This is a genomic window from Halomonas sp. CSM-2 (assembly GCF_002119345.1).
GTDB classification, from domain to species: Bacteria; Pseudomonadota; Gammaproteobacteria; order Pseudomonadales; family Halomonadaceae; genus Vreelandella; species Vreelandella janggokensis.
This window is the reverse complement of the sequence record NZ_NBYR01000002.1, coordinates 238,769-262,894: the sequence shown is the minus strand read 5'-3', so window position 1 is coordinate 262,894 and position 24,126 is coordinate 238,769. Positions and strand designations below refer to the sequence as shown.

Below are 24,126 nucleotides of genomic sequence, written 5' to 3'. Positions count from 1 at the left end.
ATCTAAAGATTGAACATCACATTACGCAGCAATCATGACGGCATTGTTGCAGCGATAACGATGCCGCTAGAAATATATGGAAAAACATATATTATGAAGACAGTGCGTTTCGACGTGAATCAAAAAGGAAGCCGATCATATGACCACTCTGGACGATTTACCCAATCTGGACGCGAACCTCTTTCAAATACCCAACCTAGAGCGACTGGGTTTAACGGCAGGCAATACACAAGCACCGAAAATTCTGCTGCTTTATGGCTCCCTGCGTGAACGTTCGTTTAGCCGTTTAGCAACTGAAGAAGCCGCCCGCTTGCTCAACGCCATGGGCGCTGAAACAAGAATTTTTGACCCTAGAGAGTTGCCGTTGCCGGATACAGAAGATGCCAGCCACCCCAAGGTTGAAGAGCTGCGCCAATTGGCCCAATGGTCAGAAGGCATGGTGTGGTGTTCTCCCGAACGCCACGGCGCGATGACCGGGATCATGAAAGCGCAGATTGACTGGATCCCGCTTGCGTTAGGTGGCGTGCGTCCAACCCAGGGCAAGACATTGGCGGTAATGCAGGTATGCGGCGGTTCCCAGTCATTCAACACCGTCAACCAACTACGTATTTTGGGCCGCTGGATGCGCATGCTGACGATCCCCAACCAATCATCAGTGCCCAAAGCGTTTAAGGAATTCGACGATAACGACCGCATGAAAGCATCACCTTTCTACGACCGCATCGTGGATGTCATGGAAGAACTGGTGAAGTTTACGCTACTTGTGCGGGACCGCAGCTCGCTGCTCACCGACCGTTATTCAGAGCGCAAGGAAAGCGCCGAAGAACTCTCCAAGCGGGTTAACCAGCGGGCCATTTGATCAGGAGCTTTTCATGTCATCCAAACAGGATACGTCATCCCCCTCCACGGCTGAGGGCATGGGGCTATTCGAGCGCTTTCTCTCGGTATGGGTCGCTCTTGCCATTGTGGCAGGCATCTTGCTCGGGCAGCTCGCCCCGGCGATACCGGAAGCGCTTTCACGTCTTGAGGTAGCCCAGGTCTCCATCCCTATCGCGGTACTCATCTGGGCCATGATTTTTCCCATGATGGCGCAAATTGACTTCACCTCCATCGCTGGGGTTCGCCGCCAACCCAAAGGGCTAACCATCACCACAGCCGTCAATTGGCTGATCAAGCCCTTCACCATGTTTGCCATTGCCTGGCTTTTTTTAATGGTGATCTTTCGGCCCTTTATCCCTGAAGCGCTTGCCAGCCAGTATCTCGCGGGGGCTATCCTACTTGGTGCCGCGCCGTGTACCGCCATGGTGTTTGTATGGAGCTATCTCACGCGAGGGGACGCGGCTTATACCCTGGTGCAGGTGGCTCTCAATGATCTGATCATGCTGTTCGCGTTTGCCCCCATCGTGGTCTTCCTGCTGGGGATCTCCAACATTCAGGTGCCCTGGGACACCGTCGCCCTGTCGGTCGTGTTGTATATCGTGATTCCCCTGGCAGCAGGCTACATTACGCGGCAAAGCTTGATTAAAAAACGCGGCGCCGAGTGGTACGACAATGTGTTCATGAAGCGCGTTGGCCCGATCACCCCGATTGGCTTGATCATTACCCTGGTGCTGCTGTTTGCCTTCCAGGGCGAGGTCATTCTGAATAATCCACTGCATATTGTGCTCATTGCCATTCCGCTGATTATTCAAACCTTTCTGATCTTTTTTATCGCCTACGGCTGGGCGAAAGCCTGGTGCGTTCCTCACAACATTGCCGCTCCCGGCGCGATGATTGGCGCGAGCAACTTTTTTGAACTCGCCGTCGCAGCCGCCATTGCGCTGTTTGGCATGCAGTCAGGCGCGGCACTGGCAACGGTCGTCGGCGTATTGGTCGAAGTGCCGCTGATGCTGGCACTGGTAAGCATCGCCAACAAGACGCGCCACCGCTTTAAAACGCCATAAAGCGAGAAAGAATGATATCAGCGCTAAGCTGGTTGCCTGGGCAACGCCAGCGCCATCACCGCGCTGGAAGCAACCAGCGCAGCGGCAACCCACAGGCAAGCACTCAGGCCGAAGGCCATATATAGCCAGCCCGATAGCAGTGTGCCCACTAATCGCCCCATGGCATTGGCCATATAGTAAAAACCGACGTCCATGGAAACACCGTCGGCGCGGGCATAATGCACAATCAGATAGCTGTGCCAGCTGGAATTGATCGCAAACAGAACGCCAAACGCCAGTAAGCCAACGACCAGCCAACCGACCTGCGCCAAGGGCAGCATCGCCAACACAATCGCCAGCACTGCCAGTGCCGCTGCCCAGCCTGCGGTAAGGGCGCGCGCATCGCCCTTGATCAACCGCGTGAGCTTGGGGGCCTGAGTCTGCACACCGCCATAGCCAATAACCCATATCGCCAGCAAACCGCCCACGGTCCAGTGGGTCCAACCGTGTTGGTCATATAAAAACACCGGCAGCGCCACCACGAACCAAACATCCCGCGAGGCGAACAGGCAAAACCGCGCCGCTGACAACACATTAATGGCACGTGATTTCGAGAAGACTTCTGAAAACCTGGGTTTTACCTTTTGCCGACCCAGGTCAGCCCTCAAGCGCCATAGCGATAACAGCAATACCACGCCCAGCATCACGGCCATGACCACCACGGCACCGCGAAAACCAATCAGTGTCAGCAGCAGTCCGCCGACGAAAAAACCCAAGCCTTTCAGCGCATTCTTAGAGCCGGTCAACATGGCCACCCAGCGGTAGAGCGAGCTGTTGGCGTTGGCGCTCTCTTTAGGCACCAGCACTTTCACGGCACTTTTGGCGCTCATCTTGTTGAGGTCTTTGGCGATGCCCGACAGCGCCTGGGCGGCCATGACCCAGGCGACGGTCAGCAATCCGGCAGGCACCATCAGCATGGCCAGGGCAATTATCTGTAGCCCAAGTCCGACGTTCATGGTGCGGTTGAGACCCAGGCGAGCGCCCAGCCAACCACCGACCAGATTCGTCACTACGCCAAAGGCTTCATAGAACAGAAACAACATGGCGATGGCCAACGGCGAGTAGCCCAACTGGTGGAAGTGCATCACCACCAGCATGCGCAGCGCGCCATCGGTAATCGTGAAGGCCCAGTAATTGCCCGTTATCAGCATGTACTGGCGGACTTCAAACGGCAGTGCCTTTACACGTGCCCGCATTTTCAACAACGCCGATTCAGCCACGCTCCACCTGCTCGCCACCTACCTGCAGGGCCAGCTCGGCGGTACGGTTGGCATAGCCCCACTCGTTGTCATACCAGGCGTAGAGTTTCAACTGAGTGCCGTTGATCACCATGGTGGAGAGCGCATCGATAACCGAGCTGCGCGGATCGGTGCGGTAATCGATCGACACCAGCGGACGCTCTTCATAGCCTAAAATCCCCGCCAGCGAGCCATCGGCGGCGGCTTTGAGCGCCTGGTTGACCTCATCCACTGTGACCGAGCGCTCCAGCTCAAACACCATATCGGTCAGCGACGCATTGGCCAGCGGCACGCGCACGGCATGACCATTAAGCTTGCCTTCCAGCTCAGGAAAGATCGCAGTAATGGCTTTCGCCGAGCCGGTCGTGGTGGGAATCAGGCTCATGCCGCAAGCACGGGCACGGCGTAGATCCTTATGCGGGGCGTCGAGAATCGTCTGTGTATTAGTGATGTCGTGTACCGTGGTCATTGAGCCATGGCGAATACCGAAGCCTTCCTGAATAACCTTGACCACCGGTGCCAGGCAGTTGGTGGTACAACTGGCGGCAGTGACAATCTTGTGTTGAATGGGATCAAAGAGATGGTCGTTGACGCCAACAACCACGTTCAACGCGTCCTCATCTTTCAGAGGCGCACTTACCACCACCCGGGCAACGTCCTGATCAAGATACGGCTGAAGCTGAGCGGTGTTTTTCACCATGCCCGAACATTCGATGACCACCTCGCAACCGGACCAGTCGCTATCCACGATCTGCTTGTTGGCGCTGAATGGGATCGAATCGCCGTCGATCACAATGGCGTCCTGATCAGCGACTATACCGGCACCCGGTGACCACTGCCCATGCACGGAGTCAAACTCAAGCAGGTGCGCGAAGGTCGCCGCATCACCACCAGGGTCGTTAATGTGAGCCAGCTCCACTTCACCCGCTTCTACCCGCGGCCACAAACTTCGCAGTGTCAGTCGACCAATACGGCCGAATCCGTTGATACCGATACGTAGTGCCATGGAAGCCTCCTAAGCTATTTGCCGCATATAAAGCTTAATGCTCATATACGAAAAATCATATATGAAGGGGTAAAAAAACACGTCCTTCGTCAGGCCCACCGTGCCAACGGTGGGCCTGACTGGCGAGGGCTATTTAGCCATAACGTCCGGAAATGTAATCTTCGGTTTTTTTCTTGGCCGGGGTTGAGAACATCACTTTCGTGTCGTTGTACTCAATGATTTCCCCCAGATGGAAAAACGCCGTGTAGTCAGCCACCCGCGCCGCCTGCTGCATATTGTGCGTTACCGTCACAATGGTGAATTTCTCTTTCAGGCGGTCCATCAGATCCTCGATGGTCGCCGTGGAAATCGGATCAAGGGCCGATGTCGGCTCATCCATCAAGATGACGTCAGGTTGCACGGCAATTGCCCGGGCAATGCACAACCGCTGCTGCTGACCACCGGAGAGCGACGTACCCGGCTCCTGAAGCTTGTCTTTCACCTCTTCCCAGAGACCTGCATCACGCAACGCTTTTTCAACCAGTTCGTCCTGCTCGGCTTTACGGCTGACCATATCGTGCATACGTGGCGCATAGGCGACATTTTCAAAAATTGACTTGGGAAATGGATTGGGTTTCTGGAACACCATGCCCACGCGCCGACGCAGCGCCACTTCGTCCATTTTGGACTCGTTGACGTCGTGGCCGTCCATCTCCACCAGCCCTTCGGTGCGCACACTGGGAATAAGGTCATTCATTCGGTTCAGACAGCGCAGGAACGTGGACTTACCGCAGCCGGAAGGCCCTATCAACGCCGTCACATTTTTCTGGAACAGGTCGATATTGAGGTTTTTCAGCGCCTGGTTCTTGCCGTACCAGAGGTTCAGGTCGCGGATGCGGATACTCAGGTCATGGCACGCCTGTTCATTGCGCGTATAGGGCTGACCAACGCTCGGCGTATCTTGCTCAGTCATTACGGGTGCTTGGCTATTCATAGCGATATCCTTTTTAACGCGCTGGATTACCAGCGACGCTCAAATTTCTTGCGCAGTAACACGGCGAAAGCGTTGAGGGAAATGAGCACTGCCAGAAGAACCAGAATGCCGCCGGCGGTTTTTTCCACGAACGCTGGCTCCGGCTCACCGGCCCAGGTAAAGATCTGCGCGGGCATCACGGTAGCTGCCTCAGTAAAGGAGGCGCTCATATCTGGGATAAACGCTACCATCCCAACGATGATCAACGGGGCCGTCTCCCCCATGGCTTGCGCCAGACCAATAATCGAACCGGTCATGATACCCGGCATTGCCAGTGGCAATACGTGATCGCGCACCACCTGCCAACGCGAACAGCCCACGCCAAACGCCGCATGCCGAATCGAATCCGGTACGCTACGCAGCGCCGCACGCGTCGAGATAATGATCACCGGCAGGGTCATCAACGCCAGTGTCATACCACCGGCCAGCGGCGATGAGCGCGGCACACCAAAAAAGTTGATAAAAATCGCCAGGCCCAACAAACCAAACAGGATCGAGGGGATCGCGGCCAGGTTGTTGATATTGATTTCAATCGCCTGGGTAATCCGGTTATCCGGCGCGAACTCTTCCAGATACACCGCCGTCATCACGCCAATCGGAAAGGAGATCGCCAAGGTAACGATCATGGTCATGATGGTACCTACGACGGCTGCCAATATACCGGCGCTCTCAGAGGATTTGGAGTCACCCTCTGTAAAGAAGGTGTGGTTAAATCCCAGCTCGACCTGCCCTGACTCAACCCGTTCATCAATGGCCGCACGTTCCTCTTCGCTCAGGCTATTACGATTGCCCTTGAGGTATTGGTCTACCTCACTGTTCGCCAACAGCCATTTTTGCTCGGACGTCCCTAAAAGGTCCTCGTTATTACGCATTTGCAGTGGGATGCTACGGATCTCGGTTCGGCTGACCAGGGGCACCAGGTCACCAGGAATTGCTTGCCGCGCATCGGAGGCCGCTTCCTCTGTATAGTTTATTTCCGTATTAACATACGCCTGTTGGAAGGCGGGTAAACCCTTATTGAGCATGTCGGCGAAAAACAGCAGCAAAAACAGACCTGCCAGACCGAGTGCGCCCATGGAGATCCACTTTAAGCGGCTCGACTTGCGGTGACGCCGCTTGAGCTGCTGGCTGATGTCATCAAAAGTTTGGCTCATCGAATCAGTTCCTCGGCGTTACAGGTTATTCACGCGATATTTTTCACGGAAGCGGCGGATCATCAGCACCGAGACCAGGTTAAGCGTCAGCGTGACGGCAAACAGCACCAGACCAAGCGCAAAGGCAGACAGGGTTTCAGCGCTTTCAAACTCCTGATCCCCGGTCAGTGCAGCCACGATGCGCACCGTCACGGTGGTCATGTCTTCCAATGGGTTGGCCGTCAAGTTGGGACGCATACCCGCCGCCATGACCACAATCATGGTTTCCCCCATTGCCCGTGAAACACCCAGAAGCGACGCTGAAATAATCCCCGGTAACGCTGCTGGTATCACCACGTCGCGAATGGTTTCGCCTTTGGTCATGCCCAGCGCGAGCGACCCCTGACGCATGGTATCGGGTACCGAATTGATCACGTCATCCGACAGCGATGAGATAAACGGAATGATCATGATGCCCATGACGATGCCCGGTGCCAGCGCGTTGTTATAAGAAGCTTCTAGGCCCAAAAAACCGGCAACATCGACGATGATGGGTGCTACAGTGATTGCCGCGAAGAAACCGTAAACCACGGTGGGAATACCTGCCAGAACCTCAAGCACAGGCTTGGCGATGGTACGAACCTTGCTGGGGGCATATTCGGACATGTAAACCGCCGAGAACAAGCCAACCGGTACCGCCACCAGCATGGCGACGGCGGTAATCATGAAGGTACCGGCGAAAAGCGGCACCGAACCGAACTGGGCGCCACCGCCGTCGCCGCGACCGGCAGCCGCCAGGAAGCTGTCACCCGGGCTCCAGGTCGTGCCGGTGATGAACTCCCAGAAACTGTGCATCTGGAAAAAGCGAATGGCCTCGGAGATGATCGAGATCAGGATGCCAAAGGTCGTAAAAATCGAGATCAGGGCCGCTGACGCCAGTGCCAGTCGTATCACCTTTTCGATTGCCTGGCGGGCGTGAAAATCAGCACGCACTTGCGCCAACCCCACCACCAGACCGGCGGCAGATACCACCAGGCTTGCGGCAAGAAGATAGAAGGTGGGTATATCCGCCCCCAGCAGAAGCATGATAAAGGCGCCCACCGCTCCCACGACTATGGCGGGGCCTGCGGTGGAGAGCACGGCAAACCACGCATACTGGTCGGGTTGGGCAAACATCTTGCCTCCCCCGCTGCGAACCCGCGAGGCCTTGGTGCGACCTGCAAAAAAGGCCGCAAGTCCCAGCAGCAAGATCACGGTGCAAAAGAGTAAAACTAGCTGGTTGGTTTGCATCTAATCTCTCTCGCGTTACTGATGAAATCGATTTTGAAATATCTTGAGGTAAAAACATTACAGCAATATGACAGTCAGCGAATCGAAAGCCGATCTCGCAACATCAATCGCAAAATAAAAGGCCGACAGCTTATGCTGCCGGCCGATGCCACATTCTCAATTAAACACTCTGTTATTGCAGGTCAGAGAGTTCCAACTGAGTGCGGTCTGCCACTTGTTGGCGCCATTCTTCACGCTCACTTTCCGGCAGCACGATCAAGCCGAGATCACGGAGGTAACCGTCGCCGCCAATCATCTGTTCTGACATGAACATGTCAACGTATTCGTACATGGGCGGCACTTCGTCAGCGTGCTGGTTCTTGACGTAGAACCACAGTGAACGGGCAACCGGATAGTCACCAGAACTGATGGCTTCGGGCTCCGGCTCAACACCGTTGATTGTTGCCGCATTCAGCGTGTTGGTGTTCTCTTCCAGGAATGAATAGCCGAAGATACCGAAGGCACCAGTGTCTTCCTGGAGACGCTGAACGATCAGGTTATCGTTCTCACCAGCGTCGATGTAGACACCGTCAGAACGGATGTCAGTGTAGGCTTCTTCGTAGGCATCCATACCTTCGGAGGCGGTTTCCATCACCAGCTCTTCGAAGGCATCACGGGTACCGGACGTGGTGGGCGGTCCGTAGATGGAGATTTCGCGATCCGGCAGCGAAGCGTCGATTTCGCTCCAGTTGGTGTAGGGGTTTTCAACCAGTTGGCCATCCTGGGGCACCTGCGCGGCCACAGCCATGAAGATGTGTTCAAGGGTGAGTGGCACGACATCGTTTTCGTTAGACTGACCGAGCACGATACCATCCGAGCCGATCTTGGCTTCGGTAATATCGGTCACGCCGTTCTCTGCACAGCGCTCGAACTCAGACGGCTTCATGCGGCGCGATGCGTTGGTGATATCCGGGGTGCCATCGCCAACACCGTTACAAAACAGACGCAAACCGCCGCCTGAACCGGTAGACTCGATGACCGGCGTCGGGTAGTTGGTTGTCGCGCCAAATTCCTCGGTCACATAGCTGGCAAACGGATACACAGTGCTAGAGCCGACAATGTTTATTTGATCACGAGCCTGAGCAACACCTGCCACGCTCATTACAGCTGCCGCGAGCACGGTAGTTTTGAGAATACGGTTCATGCGAATTACTCCTGAAGCTGTTAGGGATATTGCCTTCGCAAGGCACACTTTGCATCGCTTCGATGACAGCTTCATGACAAGCAATGTCACAACATAATTTTTTTAAAATTTTTCATCACGGCTCGCAACGCCATCATTTATTACAACAAAAGCCCCACGGCTGCCAGGGTACATAGCGCAAGCGACGCGGCCTGAAGCCATTGCCGATCAATGCGATGCGCCACCCTGTCGGCAAGCGCATTCCCCAGCAGTACAGCGGGCAATAACGTTGCCGCCACGCCTAAATGCCATAAACCCACCTGCCCTGCCAACGCCAGTGTAGCGAGCGTCAGCATCGAGGTGATGATAAAGAAAGCCGCGAGGTTGCCGCGCAGTCGGTCTGGGGCAAATCCATGCATTAGCAGGACCATTGGCGGCCCGCCGATGGCAGCGACAGTGCCAAAAATCCCCGAGAATACCCCCGCACCAAATAACGACACGCGATTGACCGGCACCCGCACGCGGCATAGCGTGACAAATACCGCAAACAGAACGATGGCAGCAATCAACTTTTCCAATACCACCATTGGCGCTGCGATAAGCAGCCAAAGCCCCAACGCATTGCCCGGCAAGCGTCCCACCAGTGCCATGGTCAGTGCCCCCAGGCGTACCTCGTGCAGGTAGTGGCGTACCATTATTAGCGACACGGTGAACCCGAAAAGCACCAACACCACGGGCACCAGGCGCGGCTCTATCATCAACAACAGCGGCGCCCCAATAACCGCCAAGCCAAAACCAGTGGCGCGTTGTACAAAGGCACCTAACGCGAGGGTCAGCGCGCACCCCGTCCAGGTGCTCGGCGACATATCCAACCACGTCACAACGTCCTCGATCATCCCGATCGCACATCCGTTGCCGCTGGCGTCAGCAAGCGCACGCCGACGTTGCCCAACAGGGCAGCCGCCAGCATGGTCAGAACCATCGGCCATAGGTGTTCGACTTCAAAGAGACCCACCATGGCGCCTGCCAGGGCACCACAGCTAAATTGAATACCACCTAACAAGGCAGTGGCGGTGGCACTGATGTGGCCGAAATGATCCAGCAACGAGGAAATGGCATTGGGTGTAATAAGGCCAATCATGCCGGTAAATAGCATTACCAGCGGTACGACAACGGCCAATGAAGCAATATTGAGCGCTGTGGCAGCCACCAAGCCCATTGCAGCGACCAGTTGAACCGCCAGCCCCAAGCGTAAATTTTGCTGGGGTGTGCGTTTACGCAATAGATAGATATTGACTCGGTTCGAACCGGCGATCATGACCACGTTGACGCCAAACACGAACGGATACACCCCCGGGCTCAACGAAAAATAGTCCAGATATAGAAACGGCGACGCTGTCACAAAGGCAAACAGGCCAGCGAACGAGGCGGCAACGGCGCAGATATACCCCATTCCCTCGCGATGGCGCAGCACACTGGCATAGTTGCGAATCACCTGGCGCGGCGAGGCTGCAGGCAACGACATATCCCGGGTTTCGGGCAGCCTTGTTCCCAACAGCCAGAGAAGAAACCCCGCATACACAGCGAGAAACACAAAGATCAGCCACCAGTCCGCCATGTGCAGCAGCAGGCTGCCGACCGCCGGGGCTACCAGAGGCGCGAGCATCATGATCATGGCCATGGTCGACATCACTCTGGCGGCTTCACGACCACTGAAACAGTCGCGCACAATCGCCGCCGAGTTGACGACGCAGGCCCCGCCACCCAAGGCCTGTACAAACCGCCAAACAAGCAGAGAGGTAAGGGTGTCGGCGGTCATAATCATCAAGCTTGCGCACAGAAACACGACCAGGCCGCTCATCAGCACCGGCTTACGACCTAGCCGGTCAGACATGGGCCCGAAACACAGTTGCCCCAGCGCAAAGCCGAACAGGAAGACGCTAATCGAAAGCTCGGTACGATGAATACTCGCATTGATGGTATCGGCAATGGCCGCCATTGCCGGTAAATAGGCATCAATGGCAAAGGGAGCCAGCGCCGTGTTGGCGGCTACCAGAATAGCGACGCGCCGGGGATTGAGTTCCATGTCTCTCCTTAGGGTGGCCGCAGTCACCCTTGCAGCATAAAGGTAGGCCGCTAATTATATGCCTTTTAGGCTGCATTGTCGGCCATGATCACTCGAAGGCCGTCAAGGAGATGATAATTGAGGGGGAAAAATCGTCTGAGGCCAGCGTGCGGACGCGTCAGTGGTGGGGCGTCTCTTGGGATTCGAGCATTTCCACCAACGGCTGAAACTGTTCGCGGTTGTGCTCGTTCATGCGCATAAGAATACGGTGAGCTTCCAGGATCCGCTCACGCAGGCCTTCCTCATCTGCCGGGACTTCAGGCAATTCTTCTAACGCACTATTCAAGCCAGCCGTAGGCTGAAGGGGGGCTTCCATCAAGGTGAAAAAACGCGCAAACCCCATGACATCAAGCATTTGGCGAACGTCCTGATTATCCACGATGATCGTCGGGGGCTGTTCCAGGCGCCCTTTCACCGCCATGGACACCTTGGCAAGAAAACCAAGCGCCGTGGAGTCAACGTTTGTCGCTTCACGCAGATCGATCATTACAGCGCTCAACCCTGGCGTCTCAGCCAAGCGCTGAGCCTGAGTATCCAGGGTGGCACACAGTGTCAAGCGTACATCGCCACACAATTTTAAAACAAAAACACCAGAGTCGAACGCCGCTTTTATGCGACCTTCTTCAGTCAGCATGACCAAATCCGCTCACCATCATGATTGTCAGGTCGTCGGGCAAAGCATCACGATCAGGGCTGTCCTCATCACCAGCACGCTGTTTGCTTAATAGCGCGTTGTTGTTGGTCAGTCGATCACAAAGCTGTTCAAGCGTGGTACTCACGCTTACGAGTTGCTCAAGCTCCCTGAGCCGCGTGTCGAGCGAATCACCCGGCAAGCACTCCAATACGCCATCCGAGCACAGCCATAGCCGAAAATCCTCCGGCAGTTCACAACTGAGAACGGGGTAATCCACATCAGGAAACAGCCCTACCGGCATCCCTTCACCTGGCAACCGCGTCAGTTGATCACCCGAAACCAATAGGGGCATCGGCAGCTGTGCTCCGAGCGAATAGTGAAGAGTATGCGCCTCATGGTCAATAACGCCAACAAATAATGTGGCGTGCTTACCAATATCAGTACCCTGTAACTCTCGATTCATCGCCGCCAGCCATTGACTGGGCAGTTTGTCTGGCTCAATACCATCCCACTCCCCTAGCCAGCGATTGCAGAGATACTTTAACAATACCGTGACAAATGCCGAGGACGCCCCATGGCCTGATACATCAGCAAAGTAAAAGGCACTGTAGCGCGAATTGTAGCGCTGGTAGTCGAGAAAATCCCCGGACAAATAAAGCGATGGCGCGAACCAGTAGTCATAATAAACACCGTTGATGACCTTGGGGCGCGGCGGTAGCAGGCGACGTTGAATATGCCCCCCGCTCTGCTGGTCCATACGCAGCAATGCCAGATGGGTTTCCAGACTTTCGTTCAGCTCGGCCAATCGCTCGTGATCCCTGGCACGGGCTTTTTCAAGCACGTCCAGTTCGATCGCCTTGCGGATCATGCGCCGAAGGAGTTCAGCGTGTCTCAATGGGTGGACAATGTAGTCGACCAGCCCAACGTCCACCGCTTTGATCAAGTCGGCATCCTGGCGCGAGTCGCTCACTACCAGCGTGGGCAGTTGATGGGTCAACTGCGACCACTGCTGACGGGGAACCGCCCGGGCATGGGCCACAATCAGAGCGGTTTCGTCCGGTAGATGCGCAATATTGTCCGCTGCATATACCCACATACCATCGCAGGTAATCGCCTCGGCAAGCGCATCGCGCTCTGAACCGGGTTCATCGATCACCGCAATCAGCTGCTTATGCGCCATGGCAAGCCTCAGTCGGCGAAGTCGGCATCATCAAATTCAAAGTCATCGGCAGAAAACGGATCATCCCCGAGTTCGCCATCGCTAATTTCAAATTGACGACGCTGGAGGTAGGCGTCCCGAATAAACCGGTAGCGATCGCCCTGGATCAATTCTTCCTGATCCAACAGACCGGCTCGTGTATCAACGATATTCAGTGCCGTCAGGCCCGCTCGCACCGCGTCATCATCAACGTAAGTGACCGGGTAGGCTGCCATATCGGCAGGCAATCCGGATGTGTCACGCAGCGTGCTGGGCCCGAGCAGCGGCAGCACCAGATAGCGTGAGTCTTCCCACCCCCATGTCGCCAGGGTTTGGCCAAAGTCTTCTTCATCGGCTTCAATGGGCATCAGTGACGCAATATCGAATAGCCCACCCAGCCCCATGGTCGAGTTGACCAAAAAGCGCGAGGTCGAGCGCCCGGCGTTGGCTGGCTTGCCCTGTAAAAGGCTATTGAGCGTCGTGGGAATCTCACCCAAGTTGCTGAAAAAATTACCTACCCCCTGCTGTAACGGATCGGGGGTGATCGTGCGGTATCCCGTGGCAACCGGCTTCAACGCATAGCGATCAAGCACATCATTGAAGACAAACACTTTACGGTTAAAGCCTTCCCAGGGGTCATCCGGACTAGACGCTTGCGAGGTTTCCGAACCGGTTGAGCCGGTGCTGGCACAACCACCAAGCGCTATCGTCGAGGCCAAGGCGACCCCCCATAGACATCGCTGCATCAAATGAAATGTCCCTACCCTAGGCATACTGCGTTCCTCTGTTTTGCATTTTGTATCTGCAAGCGACTCATTGGCGCCTGACAACCACACTGCCCGCACTATACCCCGCACCGAAAGAGCAGATAACACCAATGTCACCCGCCTCCAACGATTCACGGTGTAAATGAAACGCAATGATCGACCCTGCTGAGCTGGTATTCGCGTAGCGGTCAAGAATGATCGGCGCCTGTTCCTCACTGGGGTCGTAACCGAGCACTTTGCGCGCAATCATATCGTTCATGTGGCGGTTTGCCTGATGCAGCCAGAGGCGCTTCAAATCGCTTCCCTGTAACTCCAGCGATGCCAGATGCTGCGCGATCATTGACGCCACCATGGGGCATACCTCGCGGAAAACGCGGCGCCCTTCCTGAACGAACAGTTTATCTTCCGCCAGCGGATCACTATCGGTGACGCGATTCAAAAATCCGGCATTATTACGGATGGCATTGGAATATGCCGTCGCCAACCGAGTCCCCAGAATCTCGTAGGCTTCGTCGGCGGACGCACACGCAGCGTCTTCCAGCACCATCGCGGTACACGCATCACCAAAAATAAAGTGGCTGTCGCGGTCAGTAAAATTGAGGTGTGCGGAGCATATTTCAGGATTCACGATCAACGCACGCTTCACGCTACCCGATGCAATGGCGTTCGCGGCGGTTTCAATCGCGAAGGTCGCCGAACTGCAGGCCACATTCATATCGAAACCATAGCCACCCGCGCCAAGCGCGTGCTGAAGTTCAACCGCCACAGCTGGGTAGGCGCGCTCCAGGTTGGAGCAGGCAACAATCACAAGCTCAATATCGCTAGCATCCACCTGGGCACTGGCTAATGCCTCACGGGCAGCACTAAGCGCCATGTCACATTGGATAGAAGGCTCGTCGTTTTGCCGCTGGGGCAGTTTGGGACGCATACGCGCCGGGTCAAGAATACCGCCGGCATCCAATACGTAGCGACTTTTGATGCCCGACGCTTTTTCAATGAACTCACTACTTGAATGAGCGAGCGGTTCCCGTTCCCCCTGCTCAATGGCTTCTGCATGGCGAGTATTTTCCTGATCCACCCAGGCGTTGAATGCGGCAACCAACGACGCATTATCAATGGCGTGTTCCGGTGTATAAAGCCCCGTACCGGTTATCACCACATGTGTCATGTACATCTCCTTTTCACGGCTGCTTGCGCCAGGTAGCTTAAACCGCCGCCAATATCATCACTGTGTGCGTTTCACACACATTTTTCCAGCCCGCGTCTAAACGCTAATTATCTCTTGCCAACGTTTTTCCAGTCGCTTCACCGAAACGGGCATTCGTGTTCCTAACTGCTGGGCAAACAACGATACGCGAAGTTCCTGCAACCACCAGCCAAACTCGACGAGTGATGGATCCTCCACGCGCCCACGGCGCTCGTTTTCGCGACGTGCATCGAATTTTTCCTCCATCGCCTGAACGTCCTGCATCAGCATTTGATCGCGCCCCCGTTCGCGGGCTGCTTTTTCAAGCCGAATCAATGCTGCCTCGGTGTAGCGCGGGTACTCTGACAGCCACTCCCCTGCCTGGGTGATAAAGCCAGGGTAAACAAGACGCTGCATTTGTGCTTTCACATCACTATAGACAAGTGCCAGTGCGAAGTTCAGCTTGCCTTTTAACACCTTGCTGACCGCCAAGTGGCCTTTCAGAGCCGCTTCCACCTGGCCCAGCAATTGCTCGGCGTGAGGCACCAGGTCGCCCTTGACCGCTGCCAGGCGTTCGTTCAGCTCGGCTGCCGAGCGCGGCATAGGCGATTGCGCCACCGTCTGGGTAAACACCGCTACTAACACATCGTCGATCAGGGCCTGCTTGCTGCCCACGTTGGTGAACAGCAACGCGCATTTTTCCAGCGCAGGCAGCGCCTTGATCATCTTGACCTGGGCAGGGGATTGCTGCATCGCCAAACGCGCCACGCCCATTTGGTGGGCCGCCTGGGCTTTTGCCGCATGGTCAAAAAGCATTACCTTAAACGTATCGGCCTCGTTAACCAATGCCGGGTAAGCTTCCACTCGAATACCCGCCTGAGTGGTCACGCGGGAATCTGGCAGGGGCTCCTCAGGTAACCCTGATAAATCCGGTGCCTCGCTTACCTGCTCGGACAGTGCCTGAGCGCCGGCCTTCGCCGCTGCTTCAAACTCCGCTTCCAGCGACCGCACCGAGCGGCCCTGCCCCAGCGTCTTGCCATCATGATCCACCACCCGGATATTCATCATCAGGTGAGCCGGCAAGGTATCAAAACGCCAATCGTCCGGGTGTACACGCGTCCCTGTGCGCTGGCGAATGAACTCGCCCAGCGCCTCGGTCAAGGGCCGCTCATCCGGCACCAGTGTTTCCAGTGCTGCATCAACCCAGTCGGGAATGGGGACCACCTGACGGCGAATGCTCTTGGGCAGGGCTTTCATCAAGGCAATGCATTTTTCGCGCAGCAAGCCTGGCACCAGCCACTCCAGGGCATGCTCCGGCAGTTGTGGCAGCATCGCTGCGGGGACGGTCAGCGTGACGCCATCGTCCTCCGCGTCGGGATCAAAATGATAGCTCAACGGATAGGCAACCCCCGAAAGGGTCAGATGATCAGGGTACTGCGCCTGGGTAACGTCTTCGGCGTCGCGGGCCTTGAGCGCTTCCATATCGAACTTGAGCAGCGACGGATCCTGCTTTTCGGCCTGCTTGCGCCAGTGCTCAAAGCCTTTGCCGTTAACGATGTCGCTGGGAAGCCGCTCGTCGTAAAACTCAAACAAGGTGTCTTCGTCGACCAGTATGTCACGACGACGGGCACGATCTTCCAGTGATTCAACTTCTTCAATCAGCGCCCGGTTGTGAGCAAAAAACTCGCCTTTGGTGTGAAACTCGCCTTCTACCAGCCCACGACGAATGAACAGCTCCCGCGACTCGACCGGGGCAATCGGGCCGTAATGCACACGGCGCCGGGTCACGATGGGCAAACCAAACAGGGTCACCTGCTCGAACGCCACTACCTGGGCACGCTTCATTTCCCAATGAGGCTCGCTGTAGCTGCGCTTCACCAGATGTGACGCCAGTGGCTCAATCCATTGGGGGTCAATCTTTGCCACGGTGCGCGCAAACAGTTTGGAGGTTTCCACCAGCTCGAAGGCCATCAACCATTTGGGCGTTTTTTTGGCCAACCCTGAGCCTGGATGAATCATGAACTTACGGTTACGCGCACCTAAATACTCGCGATTTTCCAGCAGCGTACCCAGGTTGGACAGTAACCCGGTCAGCAGGGCCTTGTGTAGCGGACCGGAGGTTTTACGCCTTGCCTGTCGCGCCTGCTCTTCGTTTTCATCCGCCGGGGCGGGCGTCGGCGCCGGCACGTCGATATCCATATCACGCAGCAGCTGACGCAACTGGCGGAAGGTATCGTGCCACTCGCGTACGCGCAGGTAATTGATGTAGTGGTCCCGGCACCAGCGGCGCAACTGATTGCCTGACAGTGCTTCGCGGGCATTGTCGATGCCGTGCCAAAGGTTCAACAGCGCCACGAAGTCCGAGTCGGGATCGTGCCAGCGCTGGTGGGCCTGATCGGCGGACTGGCGTTTGTCGGCCGGACGGTCGCGAGGGTCCTGAATCGCCAATGCAGAGACCACGACCAACACATCGCGCAGGCTGCCCTGCTCTTTACCCGCCAGCACCATACGCGCCAGCCGGGGGTCTATCGGCAACCGGGCGAGCTTGCGACCCAGCGCCGTGAGCCGCTGGCGCTCGTCGACAGCCCCAAGCTCAAAGAGCAGCCGGAAGCCGTCTTTGACAAAGCGACTATCGGGCGGGTCGACAAACGGAAAGTCCTCAATATCGCCCAGCTTGAGGGCCAGCATGGATAAAATCACCGAGGCAAGATTGGTGCGCTGGATCTCGGGGTCGGTAAACGCCGGGCGGGCCAGGAAATCGTCCTCATCGTATAGACGGATACACACGCCTTCGGCAATCCGCCCGCAGCGCCCCATGCGCTGGTTGGCGCTTGCCTGGCTCACCGGTTCGACCGGCAAGCGCTGGATTTTCGACCGGTAGCTATAACGACTGATACGCACCAGCCCTGGGTCGATCACATAGCGGATACCCGGGACGGTCAGCGAGGTTTCGGCGACGTTGGTCGCCAGCACGATCCGTCGACCCCGATGGGGCGCGAACACCCGGTTCTGCTCGGCGTTGGAAAGCCGCGCGTACAGCGGCAGAACTTCACAGTCACGCAAATCAGCCCGGCGCAGGGTGTCAGCCGTTTCACGAATTTCCCGCTCGCCGGGCAGGAACACCAGCACATCGCGGGGGCCATGCTGCCAGCCCTTTTCACGTTCCAACCCCTCGATTTCCTCGACCGCGTGGAGAATGCCCTCTTGCAGCGTGCGGTCCTCTTCGTCCTCGCCGTCGCGCACCAAGGGCCGGTAATGCACCTCCACCGGATAGGCCCGACCGGAGACTTCGACCGTCGGCGCAGGGCGCTGCGCATTGCCAAAATGGGCGGCAAATCGCGCTACATCAATGGTGGCCGAGGTGATAATAATCGACAGATCCGGGCGTTTGGGCAGCAGACGTTTCAGATAGCCCAACAGAAAATCGATGTTGAGGCTGCGTTCGTGGGCCTCATCGATAATGATGGTGTCGTAGCGCAGTAGCAGCGGATCGTGCTGGGTTTCCGCCAGCAGAATCCCGTCGGTCATCAGTTTGACCAGGGTGTTCTCGTTACTCTGATCGGTAAACCGGACCTGATACCCCACCTGCTCGCCAAGCGGCACCGCCAATTCCTCGGCAAGCCGGGTGGCCACACTGCGTGCGGCAAGCCGACGCGGCTGAGTGTGGCCTATCAGGCCACGCCGGCCACGCCCTAGCTCCAGGCACATTTTGGGTAACTGGGTGGTTTTACCCGACCCGGTTTCCCCCGCGACGACGACCACCTGATGGTCGCGAAGCGCCGCGAGAATATCCTCACGGCGTTCAACCACCGGCAATTCGGGCGGATAGTTCCAGTCAAACGACTGGTTATCTCGCTGACGAAGCACCTGCTGCGCACGCGCCATCTCGGGTTCCAGCTCGTTCAACCCCCGGTCGATCGGCTTACCCTCCTGCAGGCGACGCGACAAACCGGCCAACCGCCGCTCGAAACGCTGGGCATCGCGTCGCATCGTGTTGTTCACGGCGGACTTAAGCGTCTTGAGGCGTTGTGCATCAGAGGTCGTTGCGAGCGGCGTGTCGTTGGTCACGATATATCCAGGTCCTATGGGCACTTAAAGGGTGGCACTTATAAAAAAGTCTGCCCGCTCAACTGAGCGGGCAGATCATTGTAACGCGTTCGCCAGGCAAGCGCATAAGTCGCGCTGCCTATGACGAAGCAGCTTTTTGGCTATCTTCATCGCGTAGCTGACGGCGCAGTACTTTACCCACATTGGTTTTGGGCAACTCATCGCGAAACTCGATGTACTTGGGCACTTTGTAGCCGGTAAGCTCACTCTTGCACCAACGACGCAGCGTTTCGGCATCCAGCTCGGGGTTTTTGCTGACTACAAACAGCTTGATCGCCTCACCGGCCACCTCATCGGCAACCCCAACCGCGGCTGACTCTACGATATCGGGATGCCCGGCGACCACGTCTTCCACCTCGTTAGGGTAAACATTAAACCCGGATACCAGGATCATGTCTTTCTTGCGATCCACGATACGGATGTAGCCATCCTCCTGAAGCACGGCAATATCACCGGTGTAGAACCAACCCTCATCGTCAATAGAGTTACGGGTTTCCTCTTCGCGTTGCCAATAACCCTTCATGACCTGTGGCCCCTGGACACACAGCTCGCCTGGCTCACCCAGCGGCTGATCCTGACCGTCGGCATTCACCACTTTGACCGCAGTGCCTGCCACCGGTTTGCCGATGGTGCCCAGCTGGATGGCATCCGAAGGATTGAAGCTGACAATCGGCGAGGTTTCGGTCAGTCCATAGCCTTCCGAGATCGGGCATCCGGTGACCTCCTCCCAACGCTTCGCCGAAGCTTTCGTCAGGGCCATGCCCCCGGAAATGGTCAAATGCAGGTTGGAAAAATCAAGCTGCTTGAAATCATCCCGGTTGCACAACGCATTGAACAGCGTATTGAGACCAATGAAGGCAGTAAACGGCATACCTTTCAAGGTCTTGATAAAACCATCAAGGTCACGAGGATTGGTAATCAGCACCGAGTGGTTACCAGTTTCCATTAAAAACAGGCAGTTAACAGTAAACGTATAGATGTGATAAACGGGCAAGGGGGCAATCACCAGCTCGTTGCCGTCGGTCAGATTGCCACCGATGGCTTCTCGAGCCTGCAGCATATTGGCGACGAGGTTACGGTGGGTCAGCATCGCCCCTTTGGGCATGCCGGTGGTTCCGCCAGTGTATTGCAGTGCGGCCAGATCTTCCTGCTCGCGAGTGATCTCGCGGTGACTCAAGGCCTGCCCTTTATTCAATGCGTCGCGAAATGTCACCGCCTGGGGCAACGAATAGCGAGGGACCATTTTCTTGACGTACTTGACCACGCTGTTGATCAGCAACCGCTTGGGGAAGTCGTGCAGGTCGGCAAGCTCGGTCACCACCACATGCTTGATCTCGGTTTTATCGAGAACACGTTCAAGCTTGTCCGCCATGTTGGCCAGAATCACGATCGCCTTGGCGTTGGCATCCTTGAACTGGTGGGCCATTTCGCGCTCGGTATAGAGCGGATTAGTGTTCACTACTACCAGGCCCGCGCGCAGCGCGCCAAATACCGCAACGGGGAACTGCAGCACGTTGGGTAATTGAATGGCGATTCGGTCACCCGGCACCAGGTCGGTTTCATGCTGTAACCAGGCAGCAAAATTGGCCGACAGTCTGTCAAGGTCAGCGAAGCTGAGCGTTTTTCCCATGCAGCTGAACGCCGACTTGTCCTTGAAACGTTCAACCGCCGAGTGGAAAACGTCGGTAACCGCACCGTACCGCTCTAAACCCTCAAGCGCGGGGCCACGCAGAATAGGGGCATCAGCTTGTTCGCTCATGGGCAATCTCCAGTTTCCATGTCGATGTCGTCACCGACCTTGTTGTTGTCGAGTCGCGAAAACGCAACGATATACGACTGGCCTACCACTGTAAAACGATCGATTGAAACTTACGTTTCAACTTTAGCCCTAACCTCGCATCAGGCCTGGCTCGAATAACGCGCCTGAATGCATCCATCACGCCATACCAGTAGCTCCCCTGGTTGCATGCGGTACCACTGTTCATTGTGGGTCAAGGGTTCGGTCGCAATCACCGACACGATATCGTTGGGCGTGGTATGTTCGGCAAAATTGACCGTTAGTTCGGCGTCGGACAGTTCAGCCTCGCCAAAGGGCGCAGCACGGGTAATATGAGCAAGCTTAGTTGAACAGTAGGTATAGAGGTACGTTCCGTCAGAGAGGAGCAGATTAAAAACACCCAGCGTTCGCAGCCGCTCGCATAAACCATGGAGCGTTTGCCAAAGTGGCGCCTGCTCTCCTGGCGGGGTTGGAAAGGCACGCCTTAACTCGCTCATCAGCCAGCAGAAAGCATGCTCGCTGTCCGTACTGCCCACCGGGGTGTAAAAGCCCAGCGGCAAAGGCTCCCAGTCGTTCAATTGACCATTATGGGCATAGCACCAGGGCCGCCCCCACATTTCACGGGTAAACGGATGGGTATTGGCCAAGGTGACCTCACCGACGTTGGCCTGACGGATATGACTGATCACGACATTGGATTTGATCGGGTAATCGCAGATCAGTCGTGCGATGGGCGAGTCTACCGACGGATGGGGGTCGCGAAACTCCCGGTAGCCCCCTTCTTCATAGAAGGCAATGCCCCACCCGTCGCGGTGTGGCCCTGTTCCCCCACCCCGGTGCAGAAACCCCGCGAAGCTGAAACAGATATCGGTGGGCACATTGGCGCTCATTCCCAGCAGCTCACACATCGACGCGCTCCTGTGTGGCTTAGCCGATGACCGGTTCACGGCGGCGCGTTTCTTCGGGGTCGCTGGGCTCTTTTTCCTCGACAGCAGGCTCATCCACGAACTTGTTACGCCCGCGCCACCACAACGCGACCCCCACAACACCACCGATTGCCATGCCAAGCAGTAAGCACAGCAGGCCATTACGCAGGGCGCCACCGTTGCTCTCTAAAAATCCCACAGCGGCGACCATGGCGGAAGGCGCCCAACCCGTGTAAAACTCACCCTCTTCAACCAGGGGTAGCCGGAATGGCGCAGGCGCCCACATCGCGCCGCCAATGCACCATGTCAGCAACAGGCGTGGCAGCCTGGGCAAAAAGGCGAACGCAAAATAAACGGCCACGAACACGACCAGCGACAGACCGTAATAACTTAACCACAACAGTGACATTGAATCAGCAAACAGCATAATACTCCTCATGAGGGTGCATTCACCCACCGTAGATTTCCCGTTATGGTACCTATCAATTTATGAAAGCACAGCCAGCTTTGAACAACGACCACCCGGTCAGCGCCTATTTTCGCGCGGATGACCCACAATGGCACTGGCTAGAGCAACGTGACTGCGCTGATGTCAGCCGCTTTTTAACCGCGGCAAACCAACAGCATGCCGAATGGTTCAAACCGCTGGAACCGCTTGCCGATGCGCTTTATGAAAGCCACCTGCGCCGGCGGGAACTCGCAGTTACCAGTCTTCAGACAACACTCGACCACTTTACGTTCTGGAGCGAGACAGCGGCCGACGAGGAATACCCCCGCTGGTGGCGTCACCCTAACGGCCAGCCCGATGCCCCAGACTGCATTCTAGCAGTGCCCGACCTTGCCGCCGGGCAGCCATTCTACGAAATGGGCGACATGGCGCTGTCACCTGATGAAGCATGGCTGGCCTGGACCGACGACACTCAGGGGGACGAGCGTTTTACCCTGTGGCTGAAACGTCTGCCTGACGGCCAACCGGTCCAGTTGCTCAGCGACATCGGCCCCGGCATCTGCTGGGCAGAAGACCAGACCGCTGGCAATGCATCGCTATTGTTTACCCGCTTCGACGACACTCAACGTCCGGACAGCATTTGGTGCCTGCCGATCAGCCTTGACCAGACACCACACTCACAGACAGCGACGTTATTGCTGCGCGAGGACGACCCCGAATTTTGGCTGGGCATGGGCAAAACCCGTTCGCGGGAGTGGCTGGTGCTTGAAAGCGCCTCCAAGGACACCAGTGAAGTCCATCTGGTGCCAGCCCGAACGCCAACCCATCCCCCACGCTGCCTCCAGCCTCGCCAACCAGGCGTTGAGTATACGATAGACCATCGTCCCGGCGTGTTTTATCGACTGCATAACCAGGCCAGCACCCACTTCCAACTTGATGTTTTGCCCGTCGATGAACTGGATAGCGACCTGCCTGCTTGGCAGCCCCTCGTCCCGGCGCGGGAAGATGCGACCCTGGAGGGGGTTGATGCTTTCGCCTGGGGGCTGATACTGGCTGAACGCGATCATGATCAAGCACAGGTGAGACTGCGTCGTCTGGACATTAATCCACACCAGCAGATCACCCGGGACGACTACCTCGCCCAACCCGAGTTGCTTTGCTCACAGTTGCTTGAGGACGCGCCCCACTTTGACACCCAAGAGCTGCGCCTAAGGGAGGAATCGTTTACCCGTCCGCCGAGCTGGTATGCCCTGGACCTGATCACCGGGGAGCGCACGCTGCTCAAACGCGTGCCGGTATATGGCAGCCTGGCACCCGAGCAGCTCGTCAGTCAGCGGGTATGGGCGACCAGTGCCGACGGCCAGCGTGTGCCCGTCTCGGTTGTCACTCGCCGCGACCTGGCCAACCAGCCGCTGCCCACTCTGCTATATGGCTATGGCGCATACGGTGAACCGCTTGACCCATGGTTTTCCATTGCCCGCCTGGAACTACTCGAACGGGGTGTCGCCTTTGCCGTGGCCCACGTGCGAGGAGGCGGCGAACGCGGCGAACCCTGGTATTTGGACGGCAAAATGGCCCACAAGGAACACAGCTTTGACGATTTTCTAGCCGCCCGCGATGCACTGGTGGCACAAGGCTTGAGCGATCCCCAGCGAGTTGTCGCCTGTGGCGCAAGCGCGGGCGGCCTGCTTGTCGGCACCTGCCTCAACCGAGCCCCTGAGTCGTTTTGCGCCGGTGTCCTCGAGGTGCCGTTTCTGGACGTGCTGCGCACCATGCAGAATCCGGCACTGCCGCTGACCACCGCCGAATACAGCGAATGGGGCAATCCGGCCGACCCGCAGGTGGCCGAGCGCATCCGCCATTATTCGCCCATCGATAATGTGACGGCACAGCGCTACCCGGCGCTTTGGCTCGAAGGCAGCTGGTTTGATACCCGGGTTAGCTACTGGGAGCCGGCCAAATTCTATGCGCGCGTCAGTCAACTCCAGCAAGGCGACGCCCCGGTATTGCTACACACTGACATGAGCAGCGGTCACGGTGGCGCCTCCGGTCGTTTCAAGGCGTGCCGGGACGCCGCTCGCCAGGATGCCTTTATCCTCTGGGCACTGGGTTTGATAGATTAAGACACAGCGATG

General features: G+C 56.8%; 19 protein-coding genes. 3 read left to right on the top strand and 16 right to left on the bottom strand.

Annotated features, from left to right (window positions below):
* Positions 1–139: 139 nt before the first annotated feature.
* Positions 140–859, top strand: coding sequence for an arsenical resistance protein ArsH (gene arsH / locus B7L15_RS02730; protein WP_085917506.1), 720 nt, complete (start codon positions 140–142; stop codon positions 857–859).
* A gap of 13 nt (positions 860–872) precedes the next feature.
* Entirely contained in the window at positions 873–1,943 is a 1,071-nt protein-coding gene (arsB, locus tag B7L15_RS02725) for an ACR3 family arsenite efflux transporter (protein ID WP_085917505.1), read from the top strand.
* 23 nt (positions 1,944–1,966) lie between these two features.
* Here arsB and arsJ read toward each other — a convergent pair whose 3' ends face one another.
* The 16 genes from arsJ to B7L15_RS02645 form a co-directional block, all read right to left on the bottom strand.
* Positions 1,967–3,178 carry an organoarsenical effux MFS transporter ArsJ gene (gene arsJ / locus B7L15_RS02720; RefSeq protein ID WP_085917529.1) on the bottom strand — a complete coding sequence of 404 codons (1,212 nt, stop codon included), beginning with the start codon at positions 3,176–3,178 and terminating at the stop codon, positions 1,967–1,969.
* Positions 3,179–3,194: 16 nt separating this feature from the next.
* A complete protein-coding gene (locus tag B7L15_RS02715) occupies positions 3,195–4,226 on the bottom strand; it encodes an ArsJ-associated glyceraldehyde-3-phosphate dehydrogenase (protein WP_085917504.1) in 1,032 nt (343 codons plus the stop codon).
* A gap of 133 nt (positions 4,227–4,359) precedes the next feature.
* Positions 4,360–5,199, bottom strand: a complete 840-nt coding sequence (pstB, locus tag B7L15_RS02710; protein ID WP_085917503.1) for a phosphate ABC transporter ATP-binding protein PstB — start codon at positions 5,197–5,199, stop codon at positions 4,360–4,362.
* Positions 5,200–5,225: 26 nt separating this feature from the next.
* Positions 5,226–6,392, bottom strand: coding sequence for a phosphate ABC transporter permease PstA (gene pstA / locus B7L15_RS02705; protein ID WP_085917502.1), 1,167 nt, complete (start codon positions 6,390–6,392; stop codon positions 5,226–5,228).
* A gap of 18 nt (positions 6,393–6,410) precedes the next feature.
* Positions 6,411–7,661, bottom strand: a complete 1,251-nt coding sequence (gene pstC / locus B7L15_RS02700) for a phosphate ABC transporter permease subunit PstC (protein ID WP_085917501.1) — start codon at positions 7,659–7,661, stop codon at positions 6,411–6,413.
* 172 nt (positions 7,662–7,833) lie between these two features.
* Positions 7,834–8,844, bottom strand: coding sequence for a PstS family phosphate ABC transporter substrate-binding protein (locus B7L15_RS02695; protein ID WP_085917500.1), 1,011 nt, complete (start codon positions 8,842–8,844; stop codon positions 7,834–7,836).
* A gap of 140 nt (positions 8,845–8,984) precedes the next feature.
* Positions 8,985–9,719 (bottom strand): sulfite exporter TauE/SafE family protein, encoded by a 735-nt coding sequence (locus B7L15_RS02690; protein WP_085917499.1) that lies wholly within the window; start codon positions 9,717–9,719, stop codon positions 8,985–8,987.
* Positions 9,716–10,909, bottom strand: a complete 1,194-nt coding sequence (locus B7L15_RS02685) for a multidrug effflux MFS transporter (RefSeq protein ID WP_085917498.1) — start codon at positions 10,907–10,909, stop codon at positions 9,716–9,718. The genes B7L15_RS02690 and B7L15_RS02685 overlap by 4 nt, the downstream gene beginning before the upstream one ends.
* Positions 10,910–11,066: 157 nt before the next feature.
* On the bottom strand, positions 11,067–11,582 hold the full coding sequence (locus B7L15_RS02680; RefSeq protein ID WP_085917497.1) for an STAS domain-containing protein: 516 nt from the start codon (positions 11,580–11,582) through the stop codon (positions 11,067–11,069).
* Entirely contained in the window at positions 11,572–12,762 is a 1,191-nt protein-coding gene (locus B7L15_RS02675; protein WP_085917496.1) for a PP2C family protein-serine/threonine phosphatase, read from the bottom strand. The genes B7L15_RS02680 and B7L15_RS02675 overlap by 11 nt, the downstream gene beginning before the upstream one ends.
* An 8-nt stretch (positions 12,763–12,770) precedes the next feature.
* A complete protein-coding gene (locus tag B7L15_RS02670) occupies positions 12,771–13,526 on the bottom strand; it encodes an MlaA family lipoprotein (RefSeq protein ID WP_217807968.1) in 756 nt (251 codons plus the stop codon).
* Positions 13,527–13,593: 67 nt separating this feature from the next.
* Entirely contained in the window at positions 13,594–14,715 is a 1,122-nt protein-coding gene (locus B7L15_RS02665; RefSeq protein WP_085917494.1) for a beta-ketoacyl-ACP synthase III, read from the bottom strand.
* A gap of 96 nt (positions 14,716–14,811) precedes the next feature.
* Positions 14,812–18,723, bottom strand: a complete 3,912-nt coding sequence (gene hrpA / locus B7L15_RS02660; RefSeq protein WP_441316942.1) for an ATP-dependent RNA helicase HrpA — start codon at positions 18,721–18,723, stop codon at positions 14,812–14,814.
* 196 nt (positions 18,724–18,919) lie between these two features.
* Positions 18,920–20,599: an AMP-binding protein gene (locus B7L15_RS02655; RefSeq protein ID WP_085917493.1), complete on the bottom strand. Its 1,680-nt coding sequence runs from the start codon at positions 20,597–20,599 to the stop codon at positions 18,920–18,922.
* A gap of 140 nt (positions 20,600–20,739) precedes the next feature.
* Positions 20,740–21,525: a class II glutamine amidotransferase gene (locus B7L15_RS02650; RefSeq protein ID WP_085917492.1), complete on the bottom strand. Its 786-nt coding sequence runs from the start codon at positions 21,523–21,525 to the stop codon at positions 20,740–20,742.
* Positions 21,526–21,544: 19 nt separating this feature from the next.
* Positions 21,545–21,970, bottom strand: a complete 426-nt coding sequence (locus B7L15_RS02645; protein ID WP_085917491.1) for a hypothetical protein — start codon at positions 21,968–21,970, stop codon at positions 21,545–21,547.
* Positions 21,971–22,032: 62 nt separating this feature from the next.
* Here B7L15_RS02645 and B7L15_RS02640 point away from each other — a divergent pair, with 62 nt between their 5' ends.
* Complete coding sequence (locus tag B7L15_RS02640; RefSeq protein WP_085917490.1) at positions 22,033–24,114, top strand: S9 family peptidase; 2,082 nt, start codon at positions 22,033–22,035, stop codon at positions 24,112–24,114.
* The last annotated feature ends 12 nt before the right edge of the window (positions 24,115–24,126 follow it).